We start from the raw sequence: 20,918 nt of genomic DNA on the forward strand, positions 1-20,918 counted from the left end.
TTAAAATCTTTTTTTATTTTTAACCTAATCAAGATAAGTAGAAAATGAAAACAATAAATCAATTAAAGGAACAATCACACGCTATAGAATTTCGAAATGTTACAAAATCATTTGGAAATGTTATTGCTAATAATCAAATAACTTTTTCTGTCGAAAAAGGTACAATTCAAGCTCTTGTAGGCGAAAATGGTGCCGGTAAATCAACTGCTATGAAAATTTTATTTGGATTATATAAAGAAGATAGCGGTGAAATTTTAGTAAATGGAAAACCCCAACATTGGGTTTCTCCAAAAGATGCCATTAAAAATGGAATTGGTATGGTTCATCAACACTTTATGTTAGCAGAAACAGCCACAGGTCTTGATAATATTATCTTAGGTGATGAAGAACATACTTTAAAACTCCCTTTTATTCCAACTCCTTTTAATATAATTGATAGAAAAAAAGCTAAAAAAGAAATTGAAGCTCTTGCTAAAAAATATGGTTTAAATGTTCCTCTGAATGTCAAAATATCAAAACTTCCCGTTGGTATGCAACAACGAATTGAAATATTAAAATTACTATATAGAAATGCTGATATTTTAATTCTCGATGAACCTACAGCTGTATTAACTCCATTAGAAGTAGATGAACTATTTGAAAATTTAAAAAAATTAAAAAATGAGGGTAAAACTATAATTATAGTTACTCATAAATTAAGAGAAGTATTAAATTTAACAGATAATATTGTTGTATTTAGAACTGGAAAAGTTGTTGGTGAAATAAAAACTTCAGAAGCCACTGAAGAAAAAATTGCTTCCATGATGGTTGGAAGAAATGTAAACTTAAGACCAGATATTCCTAGTGGAAAAAATATTAAAAGAACTGTTCTTGAATTAACAAATGTTACCTTGAAGGATTATTTAACCAAGGATTCTAAAAGAAATTTACTAAATAATATTTCAATTAATATTAAAGGTGGAGAAATTGTTGGCATAGCTGGAGTTGAAGGCAATGGCCAATCTGAACTTCTCGATTTAATTTTTCATCCCCAAAAATACTTTGGTAAAAAACCATCTGAAAATAATCCTGCTTCTGGTAAAATACATTTATTAGGAACAGATGTTACTTATAAAAAAAGCTCTCAAATGCAAGACTTAATTGTTGGATTTATACCAGAAGATCGTCACAAAAATGGCTTGCTTTTAAATATGTCTGCTGAAGAAAATTATATTTTAGGAAGGCATTGGGAGAAAAAATTCAGATTTGGAATATTACAAAAAATTAAAGAAATCCAAAGAACTGTAAAAAGTGAAATGGAAAAATATGATGTTAGACCAAAAAACTCCAAATTAAATGCATCTGGATTTTCTGGAGGAAATCAACAAAAAATAATTATTGCAAGAGAATTTGGAAAAGAACCCGAATTTATTGTGGCTGCAAACCCTACTCGTGGTGTTGATATTGGTGCAATTGAATATATTCATCAACAAATTGTATTAGAACGTGATAAAGGTGTTGGGGTTTTACTCGTTTCATCTGAGCTAGACGAAATTATTACTTTATCAGATAGAATCTTAGTTATGTATGGCGGAAGCGTTGTAGCCGAATTTAAAAGAAACGAAGCCGATGAGCATTTATTAGGATTAGCTATGTGTGGTGGATTATCTAAAGAAAATGGAGGAAATTCATAATGAAAATCCTCCGTCCCATAATAGCAACAATTATTGCTTTAATTTTAGGTTTATTAGTTACATGTATTGCTGGTGAAAATCCAATTAATGTTTTTATTATATTTGCAAAATCAGGTTTTGGAACACCATATGATTTTGGCATGACTTTAACATACAGCATGCCATTAATTCTAACAGGTTTATCTGTAGCAATGGCTTTTAAAGCTAAAATGTTTAATATTGGCGCTGAAGGACAACTTACAATGGGTGCTTTAGCTGCTGCATCTGTTGGAGCTCTATTTCCAAATGTTCCCACTATTTTTGCTGCTATTTTTGCAGGACTTTGTGCTGCATTTGCTGGTGGTCTTTGGGGTGGAATTGCTGGTTACCTTAAAGCAAAACGAGGAGCTCACGAAGTCATTATTACAATTATGCTCAATTTTATTGCTGCAGGAATTGCTAGTTATGTTACAGTTTATTTATTAAAAGACCCAAATACCCAAAATCCACAAACACTTCCTATTTCTAAAAATTATGTCATTGAAGCTTATCACTTTTTCCAAGGTGCACCTGTTACTTCTGCCATATTTTTATCTGTTGTTGTTGCCATTTTATCATGGATATTTTTATACAGAACTCCTATGGGCTATGAAATTAGAAGTGTGGGTGAAAATGAATCCGCATCTTCAACAGCTGGAATAAGCATCTCTAGAACACAAATTTTAACTATGTTTATAGCTGGAGCTCTTGCAGGTCTCGTTGGCGTTGGCGAAATTTTAGGTAGATCGGAATGTTTTAAGCTTGATTTTTCTCCGGGATACGGTTTTACAGGTATTGCTGTTGCATTTTTAGCAAGAGGAAATCCATTAGCAATCATTTTCTCTGGACTTCTTTTTGGAGCTCTTCAAAAAGGTGCTAGCGATTTAGAAATTTTTACACACAATGTAACTTCTGATCTTGCACTTGTTCTTCAAGCATTAATTATTCTCGCGGTTTCAGCTGATGGACTTTGGGAAAAAATATTATCTAAAAAAAAGGCTAAATAGTTATGGAATGGATCAACCTCTTATCTTCAATTAGCGGCGCTACCATTCGTATGTCTGCTCCACTTATATTTGCTGCTCTTGGTGGTTTATTTAGTGAACGAAGTGGAATTATTAATATTGCCTTAGAAGGTAAAATGCTTGCAGGTGCATTTACCGCTGCAGCTGTAACTACATTAACGCATTCTCCCTTATTAGGATTTCTTTCTGGTGGAATTGCTGGAATGGTAATGGCTGCAATATATGGTTTATTTGTTATTAATTTCAAATCAAATCAGATTGTAACAGGAACAGCTATTACAATTTTGGCTGCAGGTTGTGTGCCATTTGCTTCACAAATTTTATTTCAAAACACAGGATCAACACCTGAAATTGCAATGAATAACCGATTTATTTATGAACCAATCATTGCTGTTTGGATAATTATGGCTCTTGTTTGGCTTTGGTTTAAATACTCTCCCTATGGTCTTTGGCATAAATTTGCTGGAGAACACCCCGATGCACTACAAACTTCAGGAATCGATGTTATTAATACACGCTGGAGTGGAGTGTTACTTTCCGGATTTTTAGCAGGTTTGGGTGGTGCTACTTTATCAATTTGTCTTTCAAGCAGTTATACAAGAAATATGACCGCAGGACGTGGATATATGGCATTAGCAGCTTTAATTGTAGGTGGATGGAGACCAATAGCCGTTGCTCTTGCTTGTCTTGCTTTTGGCTTTTTTGATGCTCTTGGAATTACACTACAAGGAATACAAATTCCAAAACCAAACTTTGATATTCCTATATTATCTCAAATATGGAATTTTGTGGTTTCACCACAATTTATTCAAATTATTCCTTATTTACTAACTATAATTATTGTTGCTGGTTTTGTTGGAAAAAGTAGGCCTCCAAAAGCTTTAGGTCAGCCTTATTTAAGAAACAGATAATTTTTATAAATCGTTTTATTAAAACAAGGATATATTTTATGAGAATTGTTAAAGTTTATACTAAAACAGGAGATAAAGGAACTACAGGTTTAGCAGACGGCAGCAGAATATCTAAAGATGATTTAAGAATAGAAGCTTATGGGACTGTTGATGAACTAAATAGCATTATTGGAATTTGTAGACAAAATATACTTAATATTCCTAATAAAGAACAAGAACTTTTTGATACTTGGCTTTTTGCTATTCAAAATGATTTATTTAATTTAGGAGCAGATTTAGCGACACCATTATCTTCTCGCTGGGAAAAAATGATTGTAATTAATGAATTTGATATTAAACAGCTAGAAAAAATAATTGATCATTGTCAAAATTTACTTGAACCTCTTCACGAATTTGTTTTACCTGGTGGAACTTTATTAAACTCATATTTGCATTTAGCAAGAACAATTTGCAGAAGATCGGAACGATTGATTGTTTCGTTATCAAAAGAAAAAGAAATCAATCCTCATATAATTCCCTATATAAATAGACTTTCTGACCTTTTATTTGTTCTTTCTCGCTGGGTCCAAAAACTTGTAAATATAAAAGAAGTTACTTGGGATAAAAACATGGGTGTTAGGGCTCTGAATAATTTAAAAGATTAAATATAATTAAAAATAAATACGCAATCCTAAAGAAATTTCATTAATTCCATTTTTATATACATACCCTAATTGAGTTTCAAAGTTTTGAGTAATAAAAGAAGTTAGAATTAAAGAATTTTCAATTGAATCAATATCTCTTTCTTTATTAAATCTTTTCGCAATATCAGATTGTAAAATTAATTTAAAATAGGGTGATAGTTTTGCTAAGCCACCAAGGGAAAGCGTCGGTCCTATATGAGCTCCAAATCCTGAAGAATACCCGATATCACCATGAATGATAGCAAACAATAAAGCTTCATTTTCAAAACCAAAAAGAGCGGAACCAATGCCCATTTTTAAATATTCTCTTCCTTGCGTTGCTGCATCTCCAAATCCAAATCCATACTCATATCCTGTATCAAAATGCCATGCGAGAAATTGAATATTCGGAACTTGTTCTGGCAAAGAAGTAATTTCTAATAAATGAAAATTTTTTAAATTAATCTGTTTATTTTTATAATCTACTCGAACAATTGTATCTAAAAAACCCACACCCAATCCATTGCTATATCCTTGTTCATTTGCTTCGATATCATGTAATGCGGGTCGCCATCTTAAATCTGAAAAAATATCTCCATTAAATGAGGTACCAAGACTTAAAGAAACAAGACCAGAATCATGTCCTAAATGAGGGGTGCTTGATTGTGGAGAATATAATAAGGGATCCGCTTTAACTCCGTCTTGTGCTCTTGCAATTAATAAATTATTTCGTAAGTTTTGAAACTGAATAGGATCATTTGAACCAACAAGTTTTTCTTTATAGTCTATATATTCAAGAGCAGAATCAATTGTTCGTGCTTTACAAAATTTATCACATTCATTTGATAAAGAATTAACTGATAGATTTTCATCATTAGAAATTATTTTACTTACAATCTTTGTTTCATTTTGATTCAAAACAGACATTCTTGTTACATAACGTGACAAAACAGATGGTCTATAATGAATACTTTTTACAAAATTGGGGACACGATTTACAATTCGAATGGTATCAGAAGGAATGGCATATAACCAAAGCTTTCCTGTTAATTCTAATTCAGGTTTAACAGCTTCAAGAACAGAGAGCATAACAAAAGCACAATTATCATCTATATAATAATAATCAATATATGACCAACCAACTTCCCATAATAATTTTTCAAGTAAACGTATTTCATCTTTAGATAAATTTAATCTGTATTCCCATAAATCTCTACTTTCATAATTATTATATTCTTGTATTTTTTGATAATATGGAACAACAGCAAATCGACCTTTATACCCTCCTGCTAATCCTTTAATTGGATAAAGTAATCCTTTTTCTTGAGGAACAAAAGCCGAAAAATTTGCAATATCATCTAGGAGTGCAAAATCACTATTTGCATCAGAATTTCGATGAAGTCTTAAAAAGGTATGTCCAAATAAAGAACCAGGACCATCGGCAACATAATTAGAAAAAACAAGGGAAACACCTTTATAATCTAAATAATCAATAAATTTATGCAATTCAGGACAGGACTGAAATGTCATTTTATTTGGATCAATATCGAGTTCTTTAACAAGCCAATGAAAACGAGCAGCATATTTACATTGGGGGTGCATATACTCTTTGACAGAACTATTCATAATTAAAGGTTCATTGAATGCTTTAAGAGTTGAAATAAGTTCATTTTCAGGATTATATTTTCCATCTGACGCCAAAAAATAAGACTTATCGCTAATCAAACTTCGTTTACTTTTATAGAGAAAATGATCTGGAATAAGCAATAACTTACTCCAAGCTCTCTTATTCCAAAGTTTTTTATATTGAGCGTCAGCAATTAATTTATCTATATAACTTAACGACTCTCCATAAACTTTATTTGTTTGTAAAATTAAAATACAAAAAACAAATAATGTAAAATAGAGAAAATATAGTACCCTATTTTTTGACATCATTATTATATAGTTCTAGTAAAGTTTTTTGCTAAGTTTTCATTGGACTTAACTTCAGTAATATAATTTTTTAAAACAACTTTAGGTTCATTAATGCTATATATTTTTTCATAATGACATTGACTTAACTTTGCAAAGTACTCATTTGGACAACCAAATACTTCTGCTAAAGCAGAAATATGCTCACCATTTCCTTGTGCAGCTTCTTTAGATAAACTAGACAAGTTAACAGTAATAAAAACTTCTTGTTTCTTTAATGCTAAATTACTTCTAGAAGCAACACAATTCGATGTTCCGGACGATATCGTAAAAGATTGAGTTGAACCAGAATATATATTTACAACCGAAGCTCCAATTTGTGCTAACATGTCTTTTTCTTTAATAAATAAAGAAACAAGGCCACACCCACCCATTCCCCACGGATCTACATCTTTATATTTCCCCACTTTTGCTATTTGGTTTTGAGCCCATGAATTAATATGAATAGATGAAATTAAAACAAACTAAGAAGAACTTATCAGTTTATAGTTTTTCATTAAATAATTCTCCAAATTGACTTATGATGAATTAAATGACAAGAGAACAACCACTGGCCAATTGAGGTTTATTTTTAATCTCGGATTGAACGACATCAAGCGCTGCCATGATACCTAGAGCAACAAAAATTCGAGAATATGAGCTTTGCATTTTTGCTACAAAATCATTAAATACTTCTTTTTTAAAACCAAATGTATTGGAAAAAGCTTTTAATGTTTCTCCATCTCCTTGAGCCATTTCTTTTGATAAAATAGAATAATTATCTGCCATAAATCTTTGTTGCGCATTAAGTGCCGCTTCTTTAGAAGGCTCCAAACAATTAGAAGTGCCAGATGTAATTCCGAATACTTGACTTCCTAAAGTTTCGTTTGTAGTGGATGCAGAAACTTGATTTCCTTCAGGCCATATTATTTGCGATCCGAGTCCACATCCAGCCATTCCAAAAGGTGTTTTTCCATAAACACAAAAAGGAACAGAAAAAATGATGACACCTAAGGACAAATATTTTTTCCGAAACATCTTGATAAGACTCCTTACAATGTTACGAATAATTGTATATGTATATGTTTATTAAGGATTTATATATTAGTCAATATTAAATCTATTTAACATGATTTTTAAGGAGTCTGAAAATTGACTAAAAGTATTTATTTTTATTTATTTATTATTATAAATTTCGTTTCAGGTTGTAACCACCTTTTTTATTATCCTGATTCAGAAGTCAGAGTAACACCAGATAAATTAAGCTTAAAATATGATGAGATTTCTATTAAAACAGAAGATAATGAGAACTTAAATGGATGGTTTATTTATTCTAAAAACAAAGAACCATATGCAACTATTTTACATTTTCATGGAAATGCAGAAAATATAACGACTCATTTTATGTATCTTTCTTGGTTAGCAAGTTATGGCTACGATATTATTTCATTTGATTATCGTGGATACGGTAAATCTACAGGTAAATCAACGAGAGATGGCTTATTTATAGATAGTAAGTCTGTATTAAATTGGCTTAAAGAAAATTCAAGAACAAAAGATATATTTATTTTTGCTCAAAGTCTTGGAGGAGCAGTTGCTGTTCCTGCTTACGTTGAAAACCCAATTCAAGAAGTGCAAGCAATTATTTTAGATAGCACATTTGCTTCGTACAGAACAATTTCGCGCCAAAAATTAGCTAGTATTTGGCTTACCTGGCCTTTGCAATGGCCTCTTAGTTTTTTAGTTTCAGATAATTTAAGTCCTATCGACTATATAAAACAAGTTAAAATACCTACATTATTTATTCATAGTACAGAAGACCCCGTTGTTCCTTTTGAATCAGGATCATCTTTATTTAAAGAAGCTGAGAATCCTAAAGAGTTTTGGGAATTAAATGAAAAAGGACATTGCTCTGCATTGGTAATAAAAGATGACATTTATAGAAGAAAGTTATTAAATTATTTATGCATGCATTTAACTCAAGCGAAAGATAAATGTGAAAAAAATTTAAATGATAATTTGACAACATATGTAGAATTATTTCCTAAATCTTTTTATGATTCAAAATAATTCTTTAAAAATCATTTCATTTTCATAAATTTCATCATAATTTTGATTTCCTAAAATATCTTCAATATTCTTTTTATCAGTAAAACAAGCCTTTGAACATTCTATCAAATTTTTATCTAAGAAATTTCTAGAATTAGATATATCAGAATTTAAAAGTTCTATATTATTTGAAAAATATTTATTCATTTTTGCACTAACGGGTAAGCTAGAAAATAATAAAATAGATAATGATAAAAACTTTTTAATCATAATTCATCCTCAATATCTAAAAAATTTGATAAAATTATAATTCAATACAATAGTATCTAAAAAATTTTAATTAAATAATTTTTTTTAGTCAATTTTATATATTAATTATTTATTTAAAATATTTGGTTATCTTTAAAAATTATTTATTATTTATTATTTTTGTTTACTTTTATGATCTTATTTAAAGTAGATTTTTTATTAAAATAACAGCTATTATGACCAAAGAACAGAATAACGAATGGAGCCAAAACTAAGAACTCCTCTTTGGCCTGAAGTCACAGGTCCTACCCCGGCTGGTGTTCCTGTAAATATAAGATCTCCAGCAACAAGTGGAAAAAACTTACTAATGTAAGAAACACATTCGACAGGAGACATGGTCATATTTTTTCCAAAACTTTCTTGTTTGACTTTATCGTCAAGAGAAAATGTGAATTTTTCTTCTAAATAATTTGGAAATTCAGATACTCTTAACCAAGGACCAACAACAGCACTGTCTACAAAAACTTTGCTAGTCGTCCAAGGATGTCCTTCTTTTTTTTGTTTTGCTTGAAGTTCTCTTAGGGTCATATCTAGTCCAATTGAAACGGCTCCAATTGCTTTTTCTGCTTCTTTTAAATCGAGCTGAAATCCACCTTTATCTAAGCGTAAAACAATTTCTGCTTCAAAATGCAAAGAGCTAGATACTTGAGGAATAACCAAGGAAAGCTCTTCATGATCGATTGCAGCCCTTAAAATACTTTTGGGTTTAATAAAAAGGACGGGTTTTTCCGGAATAGCATCACCCAACTCTTTTGCATGTTCCATGTAATTCTTGCCAACACAAACAATTTTATCCATAACTAAGTCTCCAAGGGACAAGATGCCCTTTTACAAATAGGCACATCAATATTTTTATTGGCATGTGCTAATTTGTAATTTAAAGAAAGCTGTTAACAATGTCTACTAGCATTAAAAAAGAGTTTTATACTCTTTCATAAATAGCGTACATTGAGCTTGAAATAAATATTTGCATTTAGTTTGGCCTATTGCAACATTAGTTTTGGAGAATGAAAGTATGGGATTTAAAGGGAATAACAAGAATACATATCGTCCAAAACCCCCAAAAGGGCCGATTCGACTCACATTTGGAATCATCGATGATAAAAAAAATGATATTAAACCAATAATAGTTGAACAACCTAAATTTGAAAAACAAGAAATAATTGGTACTTTAAACTTAAAAAAAATTAAAATTCACCTTGCTCCTCCTCTTCAATCAAAACATTTAGATCGAATATTAAAAAATATTTCTAAAATTTATGAAGAAGGCCGGTACTTAAATACAAATACAATAATTGATATAGAAGAAGGTAATTTTAAAGTTACATTTAACTATAATCAAAATACAATTGATAGAATTAAAGGTCTTGATCGAAATGAAAGACAATGGGATCCTGATAATAGGGCATGGAAAGTATTTATCGGTGCATTTGATGACCTTTTTGATATTATTGGAAAAGGTTTTAGAATAACGGATGAAGCATATAAAGAAATAACAGAATTTGTAAAAGGAAAATATTATGCAAATATTGCTCCAAACAAATTGGGTAAATTAATTCTACGTGAGAGTTGGTTTGAAGAATTTGATTTAAACACAGAAGTTCAAGCAAGTATTGGTAGTGAAGCTATGATTGGATCTACCTCAAAAGAACAAAAAATATCCGTAGATCAACTCAAAATATTAAACAAAACGAGAGAACAATTAGCTTTATTTCCATTTAAAAGAAAACCTTATTCACACCAAATTACAGGTATTGAATTTTTATTGCAAAACTCTGCATGTGCATTATTAGATGAAATGGGTTGTGGTAAAAGTTTTCAAATTGCTTCCTCTGTTGCAATGCTTTTACAAAATAAATCTATCAATCGTTGTTTAATAGTTGCTCCAAAATCTCTTGTTAGAACGTGGCAAGAAGAATTATCTTTAGCCACTTCAACTCCCTTTACAGTAATTGAAGGTTCACCAGCGCAAAGAGCAAAATTAATGCAAAGTGATTCCCCAATATTTATAATTCACTATGAAGGAATTCGACTAGAAAAAGAAGCTTTAGCTCAATGGATTCAAAATGGGGATGGAATGATTGTTTTTGATGAAAGCCAAAGAATTAAAAACCTAATGGCTCAAACAACAATTAGTGCAAAATTTATTCGAAACGGAGCTAAGCGTTGTGTTATTGCAACGGGTACTCCGATTGCAAATAGACCAATTGACCTTTTTGCTCAATATTTTGTTATGGATAATGGAAATACGTTTGGAACGAGTTTCCCTGCATTTAAAAATACCTTTTGTTATATAGATATTCTTGAAATTAACCAAGGTAGAAGAAAAGTAAAAATAGAAAAATTTATTGGCGTTCGAAATGGTGAAGAACTTAGAAAAAGAATTCAAGCAACAAGTTTACGCCGTTTGAAAAATGAAGTTTTAGACTTGCCTCCAATAATTTATAAAGATTATAGTATTGAGCTTAAAGCAGAACAAAAAACAATTTATGCTAAAATGAGAGACTCTGTAAGAAGTGAAATAGAAAATATGAGTCCTGAAGAATATTCCATGCAAGCAAATAATATTGTAGTTAGATTGCTTCGTTTATCTCAAATTTGTTCAAATCCAATGCTTATTGATCCTAATTATAATGGTCCTAATGCTAAATTAACAGAACTTGAAGATATTTTAACGGATATATTTTCAGATGATACAAAAAAGGTAATTTTATGGAGCCACTTTGTTGGAAACGTAAATTATTTAGCAGAGACATATGCTGAAAGTTACGGAGCAGTTGCACACACAGGTGAAATGAATACTCAAGATAGAGCGAATAGCGTAGAACAATTTCAAAATAATCCTGAATGCCGTTTATTTATTGCCACACCTCAATCTGCTAAAGAAGGTTTAACTTTGTTACCTAGAGATGGTAAAATGAAAGCTGATACAATGATTTATATGGATTTAAATTTTGATGGAGGAAGTTACGTTCAGTCACAAGCTCGTTTCCACCGTATTGGCCAAAATTCAGAAAAATGTTTAGTAATCCATTTAGTTAGCTTAGAGACAGTAGATGAATATATTAAAAAATCCTTAATTGATAAAATTCAAACCGCTTCACAAATTTTGGATAATGCTTCACAAGAACAATTAAACCAAATTAAAGGTGAAAAGTTTACTTTATCTAAAGAAGAAATATTAAATATTTTATAAAATGATTATAAATAAGTAACAAGAATGTTTCTTAATTTTCTTCCTGATAATTCTATTTTATTTCTGTATCCCAAACCTCTATCTTTATTATAGGAATGGTAACAGTTTATCCATTTATCACCACATGTTTTAACATATGTTTTTAAAATTTTATTAGATAAAAAATCAACAGAAAATTCACCGTTTAAATAATTTATGGGCTCATATTCCCATTTTGAGCCATTTGCTTTCCAATTAATTTGCAACGGACCAATATCAACGTTTTTATTTTTAGGTAACCCTTTTAATAAAAACTTTTTAGCATCATTTCCAGTAAGAACCTGTTTTCCTTCAATATTTACTATTCTTATTTTAAACATTGATTCAACATGGGCAATTTGCCACAAAATATCAGGATTTTGAGTGTCACAAGCTGCTTTTGCAAAATTTAACATAAGCAAACGCTCATCTGCGGGGAGTTTATTTGATGAGGCTTTACCTGCCGCTGCTAAAAAAAGCACATGACAAGGAATATCTCTTTTTTTTGAAACATACTGAATTGCTTGGCCTTCAGGGATAGAAGCCAAAAAATCGATATTAGGAACCACAAATCCCTCAGTTTTACTAAGTACTCTAAAAACATAGAAAAAAACACCGAGAACATATAACAAATTATTTTGTAAATGTGGAGATAAAGTTGCTAAAATTTTTATCAATAATGAAGTTAATATTTATTTTATTTATAATATTAATTAATTATAGAGTTTATAGTGATAGCTCCATTTTAATTCCACCTCTCCCAATCTATTTAGGTGCTAGACCATTAGGCATGGGGGACGCTTTTGTTGCTGTTGCAGATGATGAAAATGCCATTTTCCATAATCCTGCTGGAATTGGTTCGAATAATTTAAAATCGAAATCCATTTTAAAAAGTGCTTCTTTTCCAAATATTTCATTTTCAAGCAATTCTTTTACATCAGATTTATTAGTAAATTATTTTAATTCATATGAATATCCTTCTAGTATAATAAATAAAGCCGTTACAAACCGAGATAGTAGTAATATTGTATTTACAAGATTAAGCTTATTTCCAAATGTAGTTATAGGACGTTTACAATTAGGAGTTTTAGTAGATTCTTATGTTAATGGATATACTACAATATTAAATTCAACCCAAACAAGTGCTTATTCAACTAGTATAACTCCATTAACTTACGATAGAACATTCACTTTAATTAGTCGAGATCAATATGGGCCTGTAATTGGATTTAGTTATCCCTTTTCTAGGCGTATTATATTAGGATTAGGCTCAAGATTTATGCAAAGATCAACAAAAATGAATACAATTGAAGCCAATCAATATGGAGCTATAGACGCTTCCAACAAAGCATCTGATAAAAATGTGAATTTTACTTATGGTTTTGCTTTTGATACTGGCATCATTTTACCAATTCAAGATAGTATAAATACAAAAATAGCTTTTTCATTTCTTGATGTTGGAGATACTACTTATAAAGCTGCAAGTTCAACATCAAATAACGAAGTTGAAAAAATGAATATTAAAGGAGGGTTAAGTATAAGCCCTGAAATTAGCAAAAACGTTGGCACCATTTTCTCTATCGAAGAAGAAAGAATTAATGATCCCAGAGTTGATGACCGAAATAAGTTACGTGCAGGATGTGAATTCAGCTTTGGTGAAAAAACTGGAGCTAACGCCCCATTCTCTGCAAGACTAGGTTATGGAATGCAGACTTTTAGCGCTGGAATGTCAATATATATTCTTTTTGCTAATTTAGAGATCGCAACTTATGGCGAAAGCGTTCCAATTAACAATGGTTATGTTATCGACAGAAGATATATTACGAAGCTCACTGTCGATCTTTTAAATTAAAGATTTTAATGCATTTTGTTTCGGGAGGTTTACGTGGATGTTCAGTTAAAGGATGGCATATACCTTGTCTCTGGAGACATCACCGAAACTTGTAATTTAGGGGACTTTGGTCTTCCTTCCGGAGTGGTAAAATTCGATTTAGGTAACATAAGAACTATCAACAGCTGCGGTGTTCGTGAATGGATTTTATGGATTACAAAACTAAAAATAACTCCTATTTATTATAATTGTCCTCAATCCGTCGTTATGCAATTTAATATGGTTAAAGAGTTTTTATCTAATAATGCCAAGGTAGAAAGCTTTCAAATACCTGCTTATTGTGAAAACTGTGGCGAACAAAAAGTATTTTTAATGAATTCTGGAAAAGAATTTACAATGGGAAAAAAATTAGAATATGAGCTTCCTAAATGTGATAAAGAAGGTTGTAGTATTGAATCCGATGTCGATTTTGAATCATATTTTTATTTTATAGAAAATTTAAAATAAATTAAGGATTTCTATGATAGATAGTGACAACATAAATCTGGATGCAATTATTGATGTACAAAGCGAACATTATAGAAATGAATTAGTCGCTTTATTTAAAAGTTGTGCAATATCTACTATTATAGCATCAATGGACAAAACAATCATAGAAATAAAAAAGCTGGCACAAAGTGGTTGCAAACAAACCATGTATATTACTGACAAAGTAGATGAAAAAAAATTAAAGGAACATGAATTAATTCCATCTATTCGAATTGAAAATTTGCTTCTAGTAGATGAAGAAACTAAAGATAAAATAGTAGACAGCGAAGGCTTAATGCTATTTGGGCATGTATTATCTTGTAATCAAGAGCATGTACCACATTTACAATTAATGAGCACAATAAGAAAAATACGTGAAAAAAAATACTTTGGTGTTGATAAATGTGTTTCATATGGAGCTTATGTTCACAGATATGTCTTATCTCATTCCGATCAAAGACAATGGTTTAGAGATGCTTTATTTGAATTTATTAAAGGATTATCTCAAGTTTTAGGCAGACCAACAGATGCATATGCTCAATTTGGCGTTGAAGTCCAAGAAGAGCTCCTTATGAACGCTATATGGGATGCCAATCCTAAATTACAAGATGTCGATAGAAGAGTTCCAATCGCTTTACTGCCTCAAGAAACTGTCCAAATTGAATGGAGTTTTGATGGGACCTATTTAGCCGTTGGGGTAAGAGACTCTTTTGGGTCTTTTAGCAAACATACTGTTTATAAGTACTTAAAGTTTTTATTTGCCAGTGATAGAAAAGCGATGATCCGCCTTCAACAAGAAGCAGCAGGCGCGGGTTTAGGGCTTTTTATGGTGCTTGAAAGACTAAGTTCATTGATTATTACTGTTTCTCCAAATAAAACGACGGAAGTAATAGCAATTTTAAACTTAACCACCAGCCCTAAAGCTTTTACTAGAAAACAGCGCTCATTTCAGTTCTTTAGCATATAAAGTCATTTTTTTTTAATTTAATTACCGATTAGGGTTGAACTATCTAAAAATCTCATATACAGAAGGACATCGAGCGGATGTGGTGAAATTGGTAGACACGCTGGTCTTAGAAGCCAGTGCCTTTGGTGTGAGAGTTCGAGTCTCTCCGTCCGCACCATCTTAAAGTCTAAAGAACTACCTAGGTGTGCCTATGAGCATTCAGTCTTCAATCGAATTAAAATTAAAAGAAAATTTAAATCCTCATTTTTTAAAAGTCGAAAATGAAAGTCATTTGCACAGTGTTCCAAAAGGCTCAGAATCTCATTTTCGAATTGAAATTGTTTCCAATCAATTTGAAAATAAAAGTCTATTAACGAGACATCGTTTTATAAACGAAATTCTTTCCGAAGAAATTTCAAAAATTCGTGCTTGTTCCCTTCATACTTTAACGATAAATGAATGGGAAAAAAAGAATGGAAAAACAGAAAACTCACCTACATGTGCAGGTGGTTCTAAAAAATAATATTTTATTTAATTTAGATTTTCTATAAATCCATATCTTCCAGAACTATTCTTAGAAAATTTTATAATATTAGCTTTAATATCTGAAGGTGGAGTCGTATTTTCAATTATAATGAGTTGATCATCACTAAATTCTTTTGATAAAATAGAATAAAAATAATCTTTAAAATTCTGATCAAAATTAAATAAATCATTATTGTTTTTTTCAGGTTCTTCATAAGCGACCAAAGGCGAATCAAGCACAATAAATCCAGGATGAGGAGTGTTTTTTTTTCTTACAATATTCAAATAATGAAACTATAATTATCGAAAATAATATAGCCCGAACTCCTTTACCAAAAACATTACGATCTTTGCCATTTATAACGAAATCAAAATTTTTTTTATTAAAGATTACTTTATTTGACTTATCTATATTTAGCAAATTCAAGTTTTTAATTAATAAATCAGAAAGCTCATCAAAATATATATCTTCATCTATTTTAATTTCACTTTTTTCAATTTTATTAAAATTTGTAGGGCAAATCATTTTTTCTAATTCTATAATTTTTTCTTTTTTATAATTAATCTCTTTCAATTTAAAAATAGATTCCTTAATTATAATTAGCTCTTCTATTGACTTAATCATAATTGGTTTTAACAAATTTTCTATTTCTTCTTCAATATTTTTATATTCTAATTTATTTTTTTCAATTTCAATGTCAAGATTAGATTTTTCTTCAAATATGCTTTTTTTTTGTTAACATTAAATTATAATTTAAATTACTTATTTTAATTTTTTCAGTATTACAAGCTTCAATAATTTCATGAAAATTATAATTTTCATCTAATTTTTCATCTAAATTTAATCCACATTTCGGACAAAATCTATTATCTATTTTAAAAAAAACTTCAGAAACTTCTGCTACCGCCTCAACTCTTTCAAGATCGCTTTTATAATGTTGCTCTAATAAATCAAGCCTTAAGGAAAAATCTTCAATATTAGATTTTCTGTTTTCGTTTTTTAAAATATCTTCTCTTAAAGCTTTAAATATATTTTCTTTAAGTATAAACTCAGCTTTAAAAGCACTTATTCTACTTTCAGTTTCATCGAATTTCAAGTCTAATGCTTTGATTTCTTCATCTAACATTTCTATATTCTTTTTATTACATAATTTAGGAATTTCACTCTCAAAACTTTTAATAAGATTTAAAATAAGCTCATTTTTAGCAATTATTTTTTCTTTTCTTTTTTTATCAACTTCTACAATATTTGAGTCATCACAACCAGAAAGAAGAAGTTTTATTAAAGAAGAGTATTTAGTATTATTTATTATATCATCCGAATAAAATGGAGACTTTTCTTGTATTATTCTTTTTTCATCTATTAAAACTAAACAATTAATATCCCTATATGATAAATTTTCTACTTTATTTGAATTATTTTTTTTCAATTTTTTATTACTTAAACCAATCAAATCCAAAAGATATGTTGAAATATTATTATTATTTTTATCCAATTTGTATTTTAAACTCGTAGTAACTCCATTATTATTTAATTCAATATTAGATTTATTATTCTTTAAATCTCGCTTAAAAATTAAATTTTTACGATCAACATTTACTCTGATTTTTAAAATAACCTCATCATACCCTTTAATTTCTGCAATTTTTTTTGGAGTTTTTGCTTTGCCTAATACGTAGTCAATACAATCCAAAATAAAAGATTTTCCAGTTTCAGATGGCCCTGTTATTACATTTAAACCTGGTTTAAATTCAACATAAGAATCTTTAATATTTGAACCAATCAATCTTAGTTCAACTAATTGAAAACCAAATTTATACATTTAAAATTTCCTCAATCCCAAAGAGTCTTGATTATTTATTCCATTCTGTTTTTTATATTCTCTAACATTATATTATTTAATTGATTTTCATTCATTTTACCAAAATTTTTTATAAGCCAATTATTTATATAACTTCTTAATTCTTTAGAATAATTTGACTTAAGACAATCAAGAAAAACAATTGAAGACTCAGTTGCTGAAAATAATATACCAATATCTTTATAATAATATTCATTTATTAAATATTTGCTTTTTAATAGTTTTAAAACACCATCAAGCTCATTTTTACGAATAAAATATTCGCCACTTCTTTGAGGTATTTTAGGATGTAAACCATTTGGCCCACCTAGTGTATCATCAGAATGTACAAGTAAATAATCTAGAACAGCTAGCTGTCTAATTGAATATTTATTAGGAAAAGCTTCTGTCAATATTGACAATACTCTTAACCCAATTTCCAAATGACTATTAAAAGGAGAAATATGCTTATTCTTCAGCGGCTCACCCATACAATTTCTTCCTTCTCATTCGCTAGTTGATGGCAGATACCACCTCTATCTTTCACATTCATTCGATTGATTAATCCATTATTTGTAATAATTAATCTTCTTGCTGCTTTTATAACTTCTAAAACCTTTTCATAACCATCATTATATTTTTTACGAACTTCATCTTTTATACCATCTAAAAATTGTTCTTGAAGTTCTTCAAAAGCCCCTGAAGGAAGAGAGTCTCTTGAAAAAGCTCTGAGAGCCTCTGCACTAAAAAATTCTTTTCTTGAGTCAAAAAAATGTCCTTTAATATTATCATCAGGAATTTCATTAATGCAATTAAAACTTCTTTTCAAATGATCTTCATATGCCTTAATTAACTTTTTAGTATAATTTAATTCTTTTTCTTGTATGTTTTTTGGTGGTTCTTCTACTCTGGGTCTATCAGGAAGCCCACCTCCAAAACGATTAATGTGATTTGTTGATTTTTTATGTTGTTCTATTATTTCAAGTGGAGGTATATACTTGAAAATTGAAAAATCCAACGAATTTAAATATTCTTCTAAATCATTTGTCATTTCAATTTTATGAGTATCTGTTATTTGATTTTTACAATATTGATTCCAATTAGATTTTAATTCTTCTTTTAGTTTAATTGAATCTTTTAATAAGCTTGATAATTTTGTACCAACTCCTTTTGGTGATACAAAAAAATAATTTCTAGGAAATTTATATTTCTTTTGAAAAGAATAAAAAACAATTTTTCCAAATTCAACCCAAACATCAGATGGCTTTAAAGGATCTTTATAATGCTTACATTGATAATTATCCCATATTGAAGGATCCTTTGTTATACCTTTTACATCAATGCCCATATCACCAGAACCACCAACACTTTCAATTTCCTCATATCCATTAATTTTTTTAATACAATAAACCCACTCTGTGATAAAATCTTCCCATTCTTTCGGACTAAATAGCTGAATTCTTTGAAGAGGGAGTATTATTTGACCTTTTAGAAGTGTATCAGGATAGCAATTGAAAATCATTTCTCCACCTTAGTAAATCACAAATAAAATGAATATAAAAGTGATAAGGAAATCAGCAAAAATAATATTGTTACTTTTATTTGGTAACTAGTTTAAAGATAAATATCAAATTTATTTTTATCTTAATTTTAAATTTTTTTCAATATGTTTTAAGCTAAAATTTAATCAGACTTTTAGTTATTTATAAAATTTTTCCGAAGAAATTTCAAAAATTCGTGCTTGTTCCCTTCGTACTTTAACGATAAATGAATGGGAAAAAAAGAATGGAAAAACAGAAAACTCACCTACGTGTGCAGGTGGTTCTAAAAAATAATATTTTATTTTTTTCTGTTTATTTATTCAAATCGAATGGGTGCAATTTCAAAGTGCTCTAAATGATAATCCACAAAAGATTTCACGACTACTTTTTTTCCATGTCTAGCTTTAAGCTCATCAATAAAAATTTTATCTTCTTCCAATAATCTATCTGCAACATGTGGATGAGCTTTAACAACAAATCCTTCATTATTTGATCGAGAAAATTCTCTTAATAACTCTCTGATTACTTCATACGAAACTGTAGAAGGACTTTTTACATGACCATTTCCATCGCAATAAGGACAATCAACAGTCATTTTTTGCATTAAACTTTCTTCAGTACGTTTTCTAGTCATTTGGACTAGACCCATTTCAGAAATTCTTAATACGGTTGTTTTAGCTTTATCTTTTTTAAGTTCTTCAACAAGAGCTTGAAAAACTTTATCACGATCATCATTTCGATCCATGTCAATAAAATCGAGAATAATAATACCACCTATGTTACGTAAACGAAGCTGTTGTACAATTTCTTTTACAGCTTCAAGATTCGTTTTAACAATAGTGTCTCCAAGGGATTTATTACCAACAAACCTTCCTGTATTAACATCAATTGCAGTTAAGGCTTCTGTTTGTTCAATAATTAAATAACCACCCGATTTAAGCCACACTTTAGAACCTAAAGCACGAGAAACCTCTTGCTCAATTCCAAAAGCATCAAATATTTGAGTATCACCTTGATAAAGCTGAACTTGAGCACCTAACTTAACACTAAAACGATTTAAAAAACGCACAAGATCTTCGTAACGTTTTTTGTCGTCTATCACAATTCGATCTAAATCACGTGAAATAAGATCTCTGGTAGCACGGAAAACAAGATCTAAATCTTCATGAACTAAACAAGGTGATTTCGATTTTAAACTTTTTGTTCTTAAAGATTCCCAAAGTTTAACTAAAAAATCGATATCCGCAATTATTTTTTCATCTGGAACATTTTCACTAGCAGTTCTTACGATAATACCAGCACCATCTGGCTTTATTTTTTGAACAATAGTGCGTAATCTTGTTCTTTCGTCTTCACTTTGAATTCTTCTACTAACACCAATATGATTAATACTTGGCATTAATACAACGTATCTTCCAGGTAAACTTAAATAAGTCGTAACCCGAGCGCCTTTTGTACTAATTGCATCTTTAGCAACTTGCACAAGGACTTCTTGACCTTCTTTTACGAGGTCGGATATTTTATAATTTTTTTGAAAATTTTTATTCGGGTTTCCTTCACTATTTTCATCATCATCAACATGATTATGAATGGGCTTACCCTCTTCATCAAAACCTTCGGGTAGTTCGTAAGAACCTTCAGGTTTTATATCTCCCCCATATAGAAAAGCAGCTCGTTCCAGACCTATATCAACAAAACAACTTTGCATTCCAGGAAGAACACGAATTACTTTGCCTTTATAAATACCACCAACGATTCCTCTATCTCGACTTCTTTCAATGTAATACTCTGAAACCTGACCACCTTCTATAAGAGCAACACGCGTCTCATAAGAAGTGCTGTTTATAACTAATTGCTTAGCGACCATGACTCATATTCTTTTTTTAAAAAGG

22 protein-coding genes and 1 tRNA gene are annotated in these 20,918 nt (G+C 29.9%); 11 read left to right on the forward strand and 12 right to left on the reverse strand.

Annotation, left to right across the window (positions count from 1 at the left end; translation table 11 throughout):
* Window positions 1–44 precede the first annotated feature (44 nt).
* Genes ACIQ56_RS00290 through ACIQ56_RS00305 form a run of 4 tightly spaced genes read left to right on the forward strand, consistent with a single transcriptional unit; the run spans window position 45 to window position 4,271 of the window.
* Entirely contained in the window at window positions 45–1,673 is a 1,629-nt protein-coding gene (locus ACIQ56_RS00290; RefSeq protein WP_397599079.1) for an ABC transporter ATP-binding protein, read from the forward strand.
* Entirely contained in the window at window positions 1,673–2,698 is a 1,026-nt protein-coding gene (locus ACIQ56_RS00295; RefSeq protein ID WP_397599080.1) for an ABC transporter permease, read from the forward strand. The genes ACIQ56_RS00290 and ACIQ56_RS00295 overlap by 1 nt, the downstream gene beginning before the upstream one ends.
* A 2-nt stretch (window positions 2,699–2,700) precedes the next feature.
* Window positions 2,701–3,627, forward strand: coding sequence for an ABC transporter permease (locus ACIQ56_RS00300; RefSeq protein ID WP_397599081.1), 927 nt, complete (start codon window positions 2,701–2,703; stop codon window positions 3,625–3,627).
* Window positions 3,628–3,665: 38 nt separating this feature from the next.
* Entirely contained in the window at window positions 3,666–4,271 is a 606-nt protein-coding gene (locus tag ACIQ56_RS00305; RefSeq protein WP_397599082.1) for a cob(I)yrinic acid a,c-diamide adenosyltransferase, read from the forward strand.
* Between the two features lie 6 nt (window positions 4,272–4,277).
* On the opposite strand, the gene ACIQ56_RS00310 is transcribed toward ACIQ56_RS00305, so the two are convergent.
* The 3 genes from ACIQ56_RS00310 to ACIQ56_RS00320 form a co-directional block, all read right to left on the reverse strand.
* Window positions 4,278–6,227, reverse strand: a complete 1,950-nt coding sequence (locus ACIQ56_RS00310; protein WP_397599083.1) for a DUF4105 domain-containing protein — start codon at window positions 6,225–6,227, stop codon at window positions 4,278–4,280.
* A 2-nt stretch (window positions 6,228–6,229) separates the two neighbouring features.
* Window positions 6,230–6,670, reverse strand: coding sequence for a DUF3015 family protein (locus ACIQ56_RS00315; RefSeq protein WP_397599084.1), 441 nt, complete (start codon window positions 6,668–6,670; stop codon window positions 6,230–6,232).
* Window positions 6,671–6,791: 121 nt separating this feature from the next.
* On the reverse strand, window positions 6,792–7,280 hold the full coding sequence (locus ACIQ56_RS00320; protein WP_397599085.1) for a DUF3015 family protein: 489 nt from the start codon (window positions 7,278–7,280) through the stop codon (window positions 6,792–6,794).
* A 114-nt stretch (window positions 7,281–7,394) separates the two neighbouring features.
* Between ACIQ56_RS00320 and ACIQ56_RS00325 the strand changes: the two genes are divergently transcribed.
* Window positions 7,395–8,312 (forward strand): alpha/beta hydrolase, encoded by a 918-nt coding sequence (locus tag ACIQ56_RS00325; RefSeq protein ID WP_397599086.1) that lies wholly within the window; start codon window positions 7,395–7,397, stop codon window positions 8,310–8,312.
* Here ACIQ56_RS00325 and ACIQ56_RS00330 read toward each other — a convergent pair.
* Together ACIQ56_RS00330 and ACIQ56_RS00335 are read right to left on the reverse strand one after the other, a co-directional pair.
* Entirely contained in the window at window positions 8,304–8,561 is a 258-nt protein-coding gene (locus ACIQ56_RS00330) for a hypothetical protein (protein WP_397599087.1), read from the reverse strand. The two genes, ACIQ56_RS00325 and ACIQ56_RS00330, sit on opposite strands and share 9 nt — an antisense overlap.
* Window positions 8,562–8,774: 213 nt before the next feature.
* Window positions 8,775–9,398: a fumarylacetoacetate hydrolase family protein gene (locus tag ACIQ56_RS00335; RefSeq protein WP_397599088.1), complete on the reverse strand. Its 624-nt coding sequence runs from the start codon at window positions 9,396–9,398 to the stop codon at window positions 8,775–8,777.
* Between the two features lie 217 nt (window positions 9,399–9,615).
* Here ACIQ56_RS00335 and ACIQ56_RS00340 point away from each other — a divergent pair, with 217 nt between their 5' ends.
* Window positions 9,616–11,796 carry a DEAD/DEAH box helicase gene (locus tag ACIQ56_RS00340; protein WP_397599089.1) on the forward strand — a complete coding sequence of 727 codons (2,181 nt, stop codon included), beginning with the start codon at window positions 9,616–9,618 and terminating at the stop codon, window positions 11,794–11,796.
* Window positions 11,797–11,801: 5 nt separating this feature from the next.
* On the opposite strand, the gene ACIQ56_RS00345 is transcribed toward ACIQ56_RS00340, so the two are convergent.
* Window positions 11,802–12,383, reverse strand: a complete 582-nt coding sequence (locus ACIQ56_RS00345) for a hypothetical protein (protein ID WP_397599090.1) — start codon at window positions 12,381–12,383, stop codon at window positions 11,802–11,804.
* An 89-nt stretch (window positions 12,384–12,472) separates the two neighbouring features.
* Here ACIQ56_RS00345 and ACIQ56_RS00350 point away from each other — a divergent pair, with 89 nt between their 5' ends.
* From ACIQ56_RS00350 to ACIQ56_RS00370, 5 genes are all read left to right on the forward strand, one after another.
* Window positions 12,473–13,666: a hypothetical protein gene (locus ACIQ56_RS00350; protein WP_397599091.1), complete on the forward strand. Its 1,194-nt coding sequence runs from the start codon at window positions 12,473–12,475 to the stop codon at window positions 13,664–13,666.
* A 33-nt stretch (window positions 13,667–13,699) separates the two neighbouring features.
* Complete coding sequence (locus tag ACIQ56_RS00355) at window positions 13,700–14,152, forward strand: hypothetical protein (RefSeq protein WP_397599092.1); 453 nt, start codon at window positions 13,700–13,702, stop codon at window positions 14,150–14,152.
* A gap of 13 nt (window positions 14,153–14,165) precedes the next feature.
* Window positions 14,166–15,140, forward strand: a complete 975-nt coding sequence (locus ACIQ56_RS00360; RefSeq protein WP_397599093.1) for a hypothetical protein — start codon at window positions 14,166–14,168, stop codon at window positions 15,138–15,140.
* A 73-nt stretch (window positions 15,141–15,213) separates the two neighbouring features.
* Window positions 15,214–15,297: transfer RNA gene (locus tag ACIQ56_RS00365), tRNA-Leu, on the forward strand.
* A gap of 33 nt (window positions 15,298–15,330) precedes the next feature.
* Window positions 15,331–15,642: a BolA family protein gene (locus tag ACIQ56_RS00370; RefSeq protein ID WP_397599094.1), complete on the forward strand. Its 312-nt coding sequence runs from the start codon at window positions 15,331–15,333 to the stop codon at window positions 15,640–15,642.
* 8 nt (window positions 15,643–15,650) lie between these two features.
* On the opposite strand, the gene ACIQ56_RS00375 is transcribed toward ACIQ56_RS00370, so the two are convergent.
* From ACIQ56_RS00375 to ACIQ56_RS00400, 6 genes are all read right to left on the reverse strand, one after another.
* A complete protein-coding gene (locus tag ACIQ56_RS00375) occupies window positions 15,651–15,884 on the reverse strand; it encodes a hypothetical protein (RefSeq protein WP_397599095.1) in 234 nt (77 codons plus the stop codon).
* Entirely contained in the window at window positions 15,877–16,218 is a 342-nt protein-coding gene (locus tag ACIQ56_RS00380) for a hypothetical protein (protein ID WP_397599096.1), read from the reverse strand. The genes ACIQ56_RS00375 and ACIQ56_RS00380 overlap by 8 nt, the downstream gene beginning before the upstream one ends.
* Window positions 16,219–16,360: 142 nt before the next feature.
* Entirely contained in the window at window positions 16,361–17,467 is a 1,107-nt protein-coding gene (locus ACIQ56_RS00385; RefSeq protein ID WP_397599097.1) for an AAA family ATPase, read from the reverse strand.
* Between the two features lie 35 nt (window positions 17,468–17,502).
* Window positions 17,503–17,976, reverse strand: coding sequence for an ABC-three component system middle component 2 (locus ACIQ56_RS00390; RefSeq protein WP_397599098.1), 474 nt, complete (start codon window positions 17,974–17,976; stop codon window positions 17,503–17,505).
* On the reverse strand, window positions 17,961–19,007 hold the full coding sequence (locus ACIQ56_RS00395; protein WP_397599099.1) for an ABC-three component system protein: 1,047 nt from the start codon (window positions 19,005–19,007) through the stop codon (window positions 17,961–17,963). Before ACIQ56_RS00395 ends, ACIQ56_RS00390 begins: the two co-directional genes overlap by 16 nt.
* A gap of 335 nt (window positions 19,008–19,342) precedes the next feature.
* A complete protein-coding gene (locus ACIQ56_RS00400) occupies window positions 19,343–20,893 on the reverse strand; it encodes a ribonuclease E/G (RefSeq protein ID WP_397599100.1) in 1,551 nt (516 codons plus the stop codon).
* Window positions 20,894–20,918 lie beyond the last annotated feature (25 nt).

It is taken from the genome of Silvanigrella sp., assembly GCF_044369315.1.
Taxonomy (GTDB): domain Bacteria; phylum Bdellovibrionota_B; class Oligoflexia; order Silvanigrellales; family Silvanigrellaceae; genus Silvanigrella.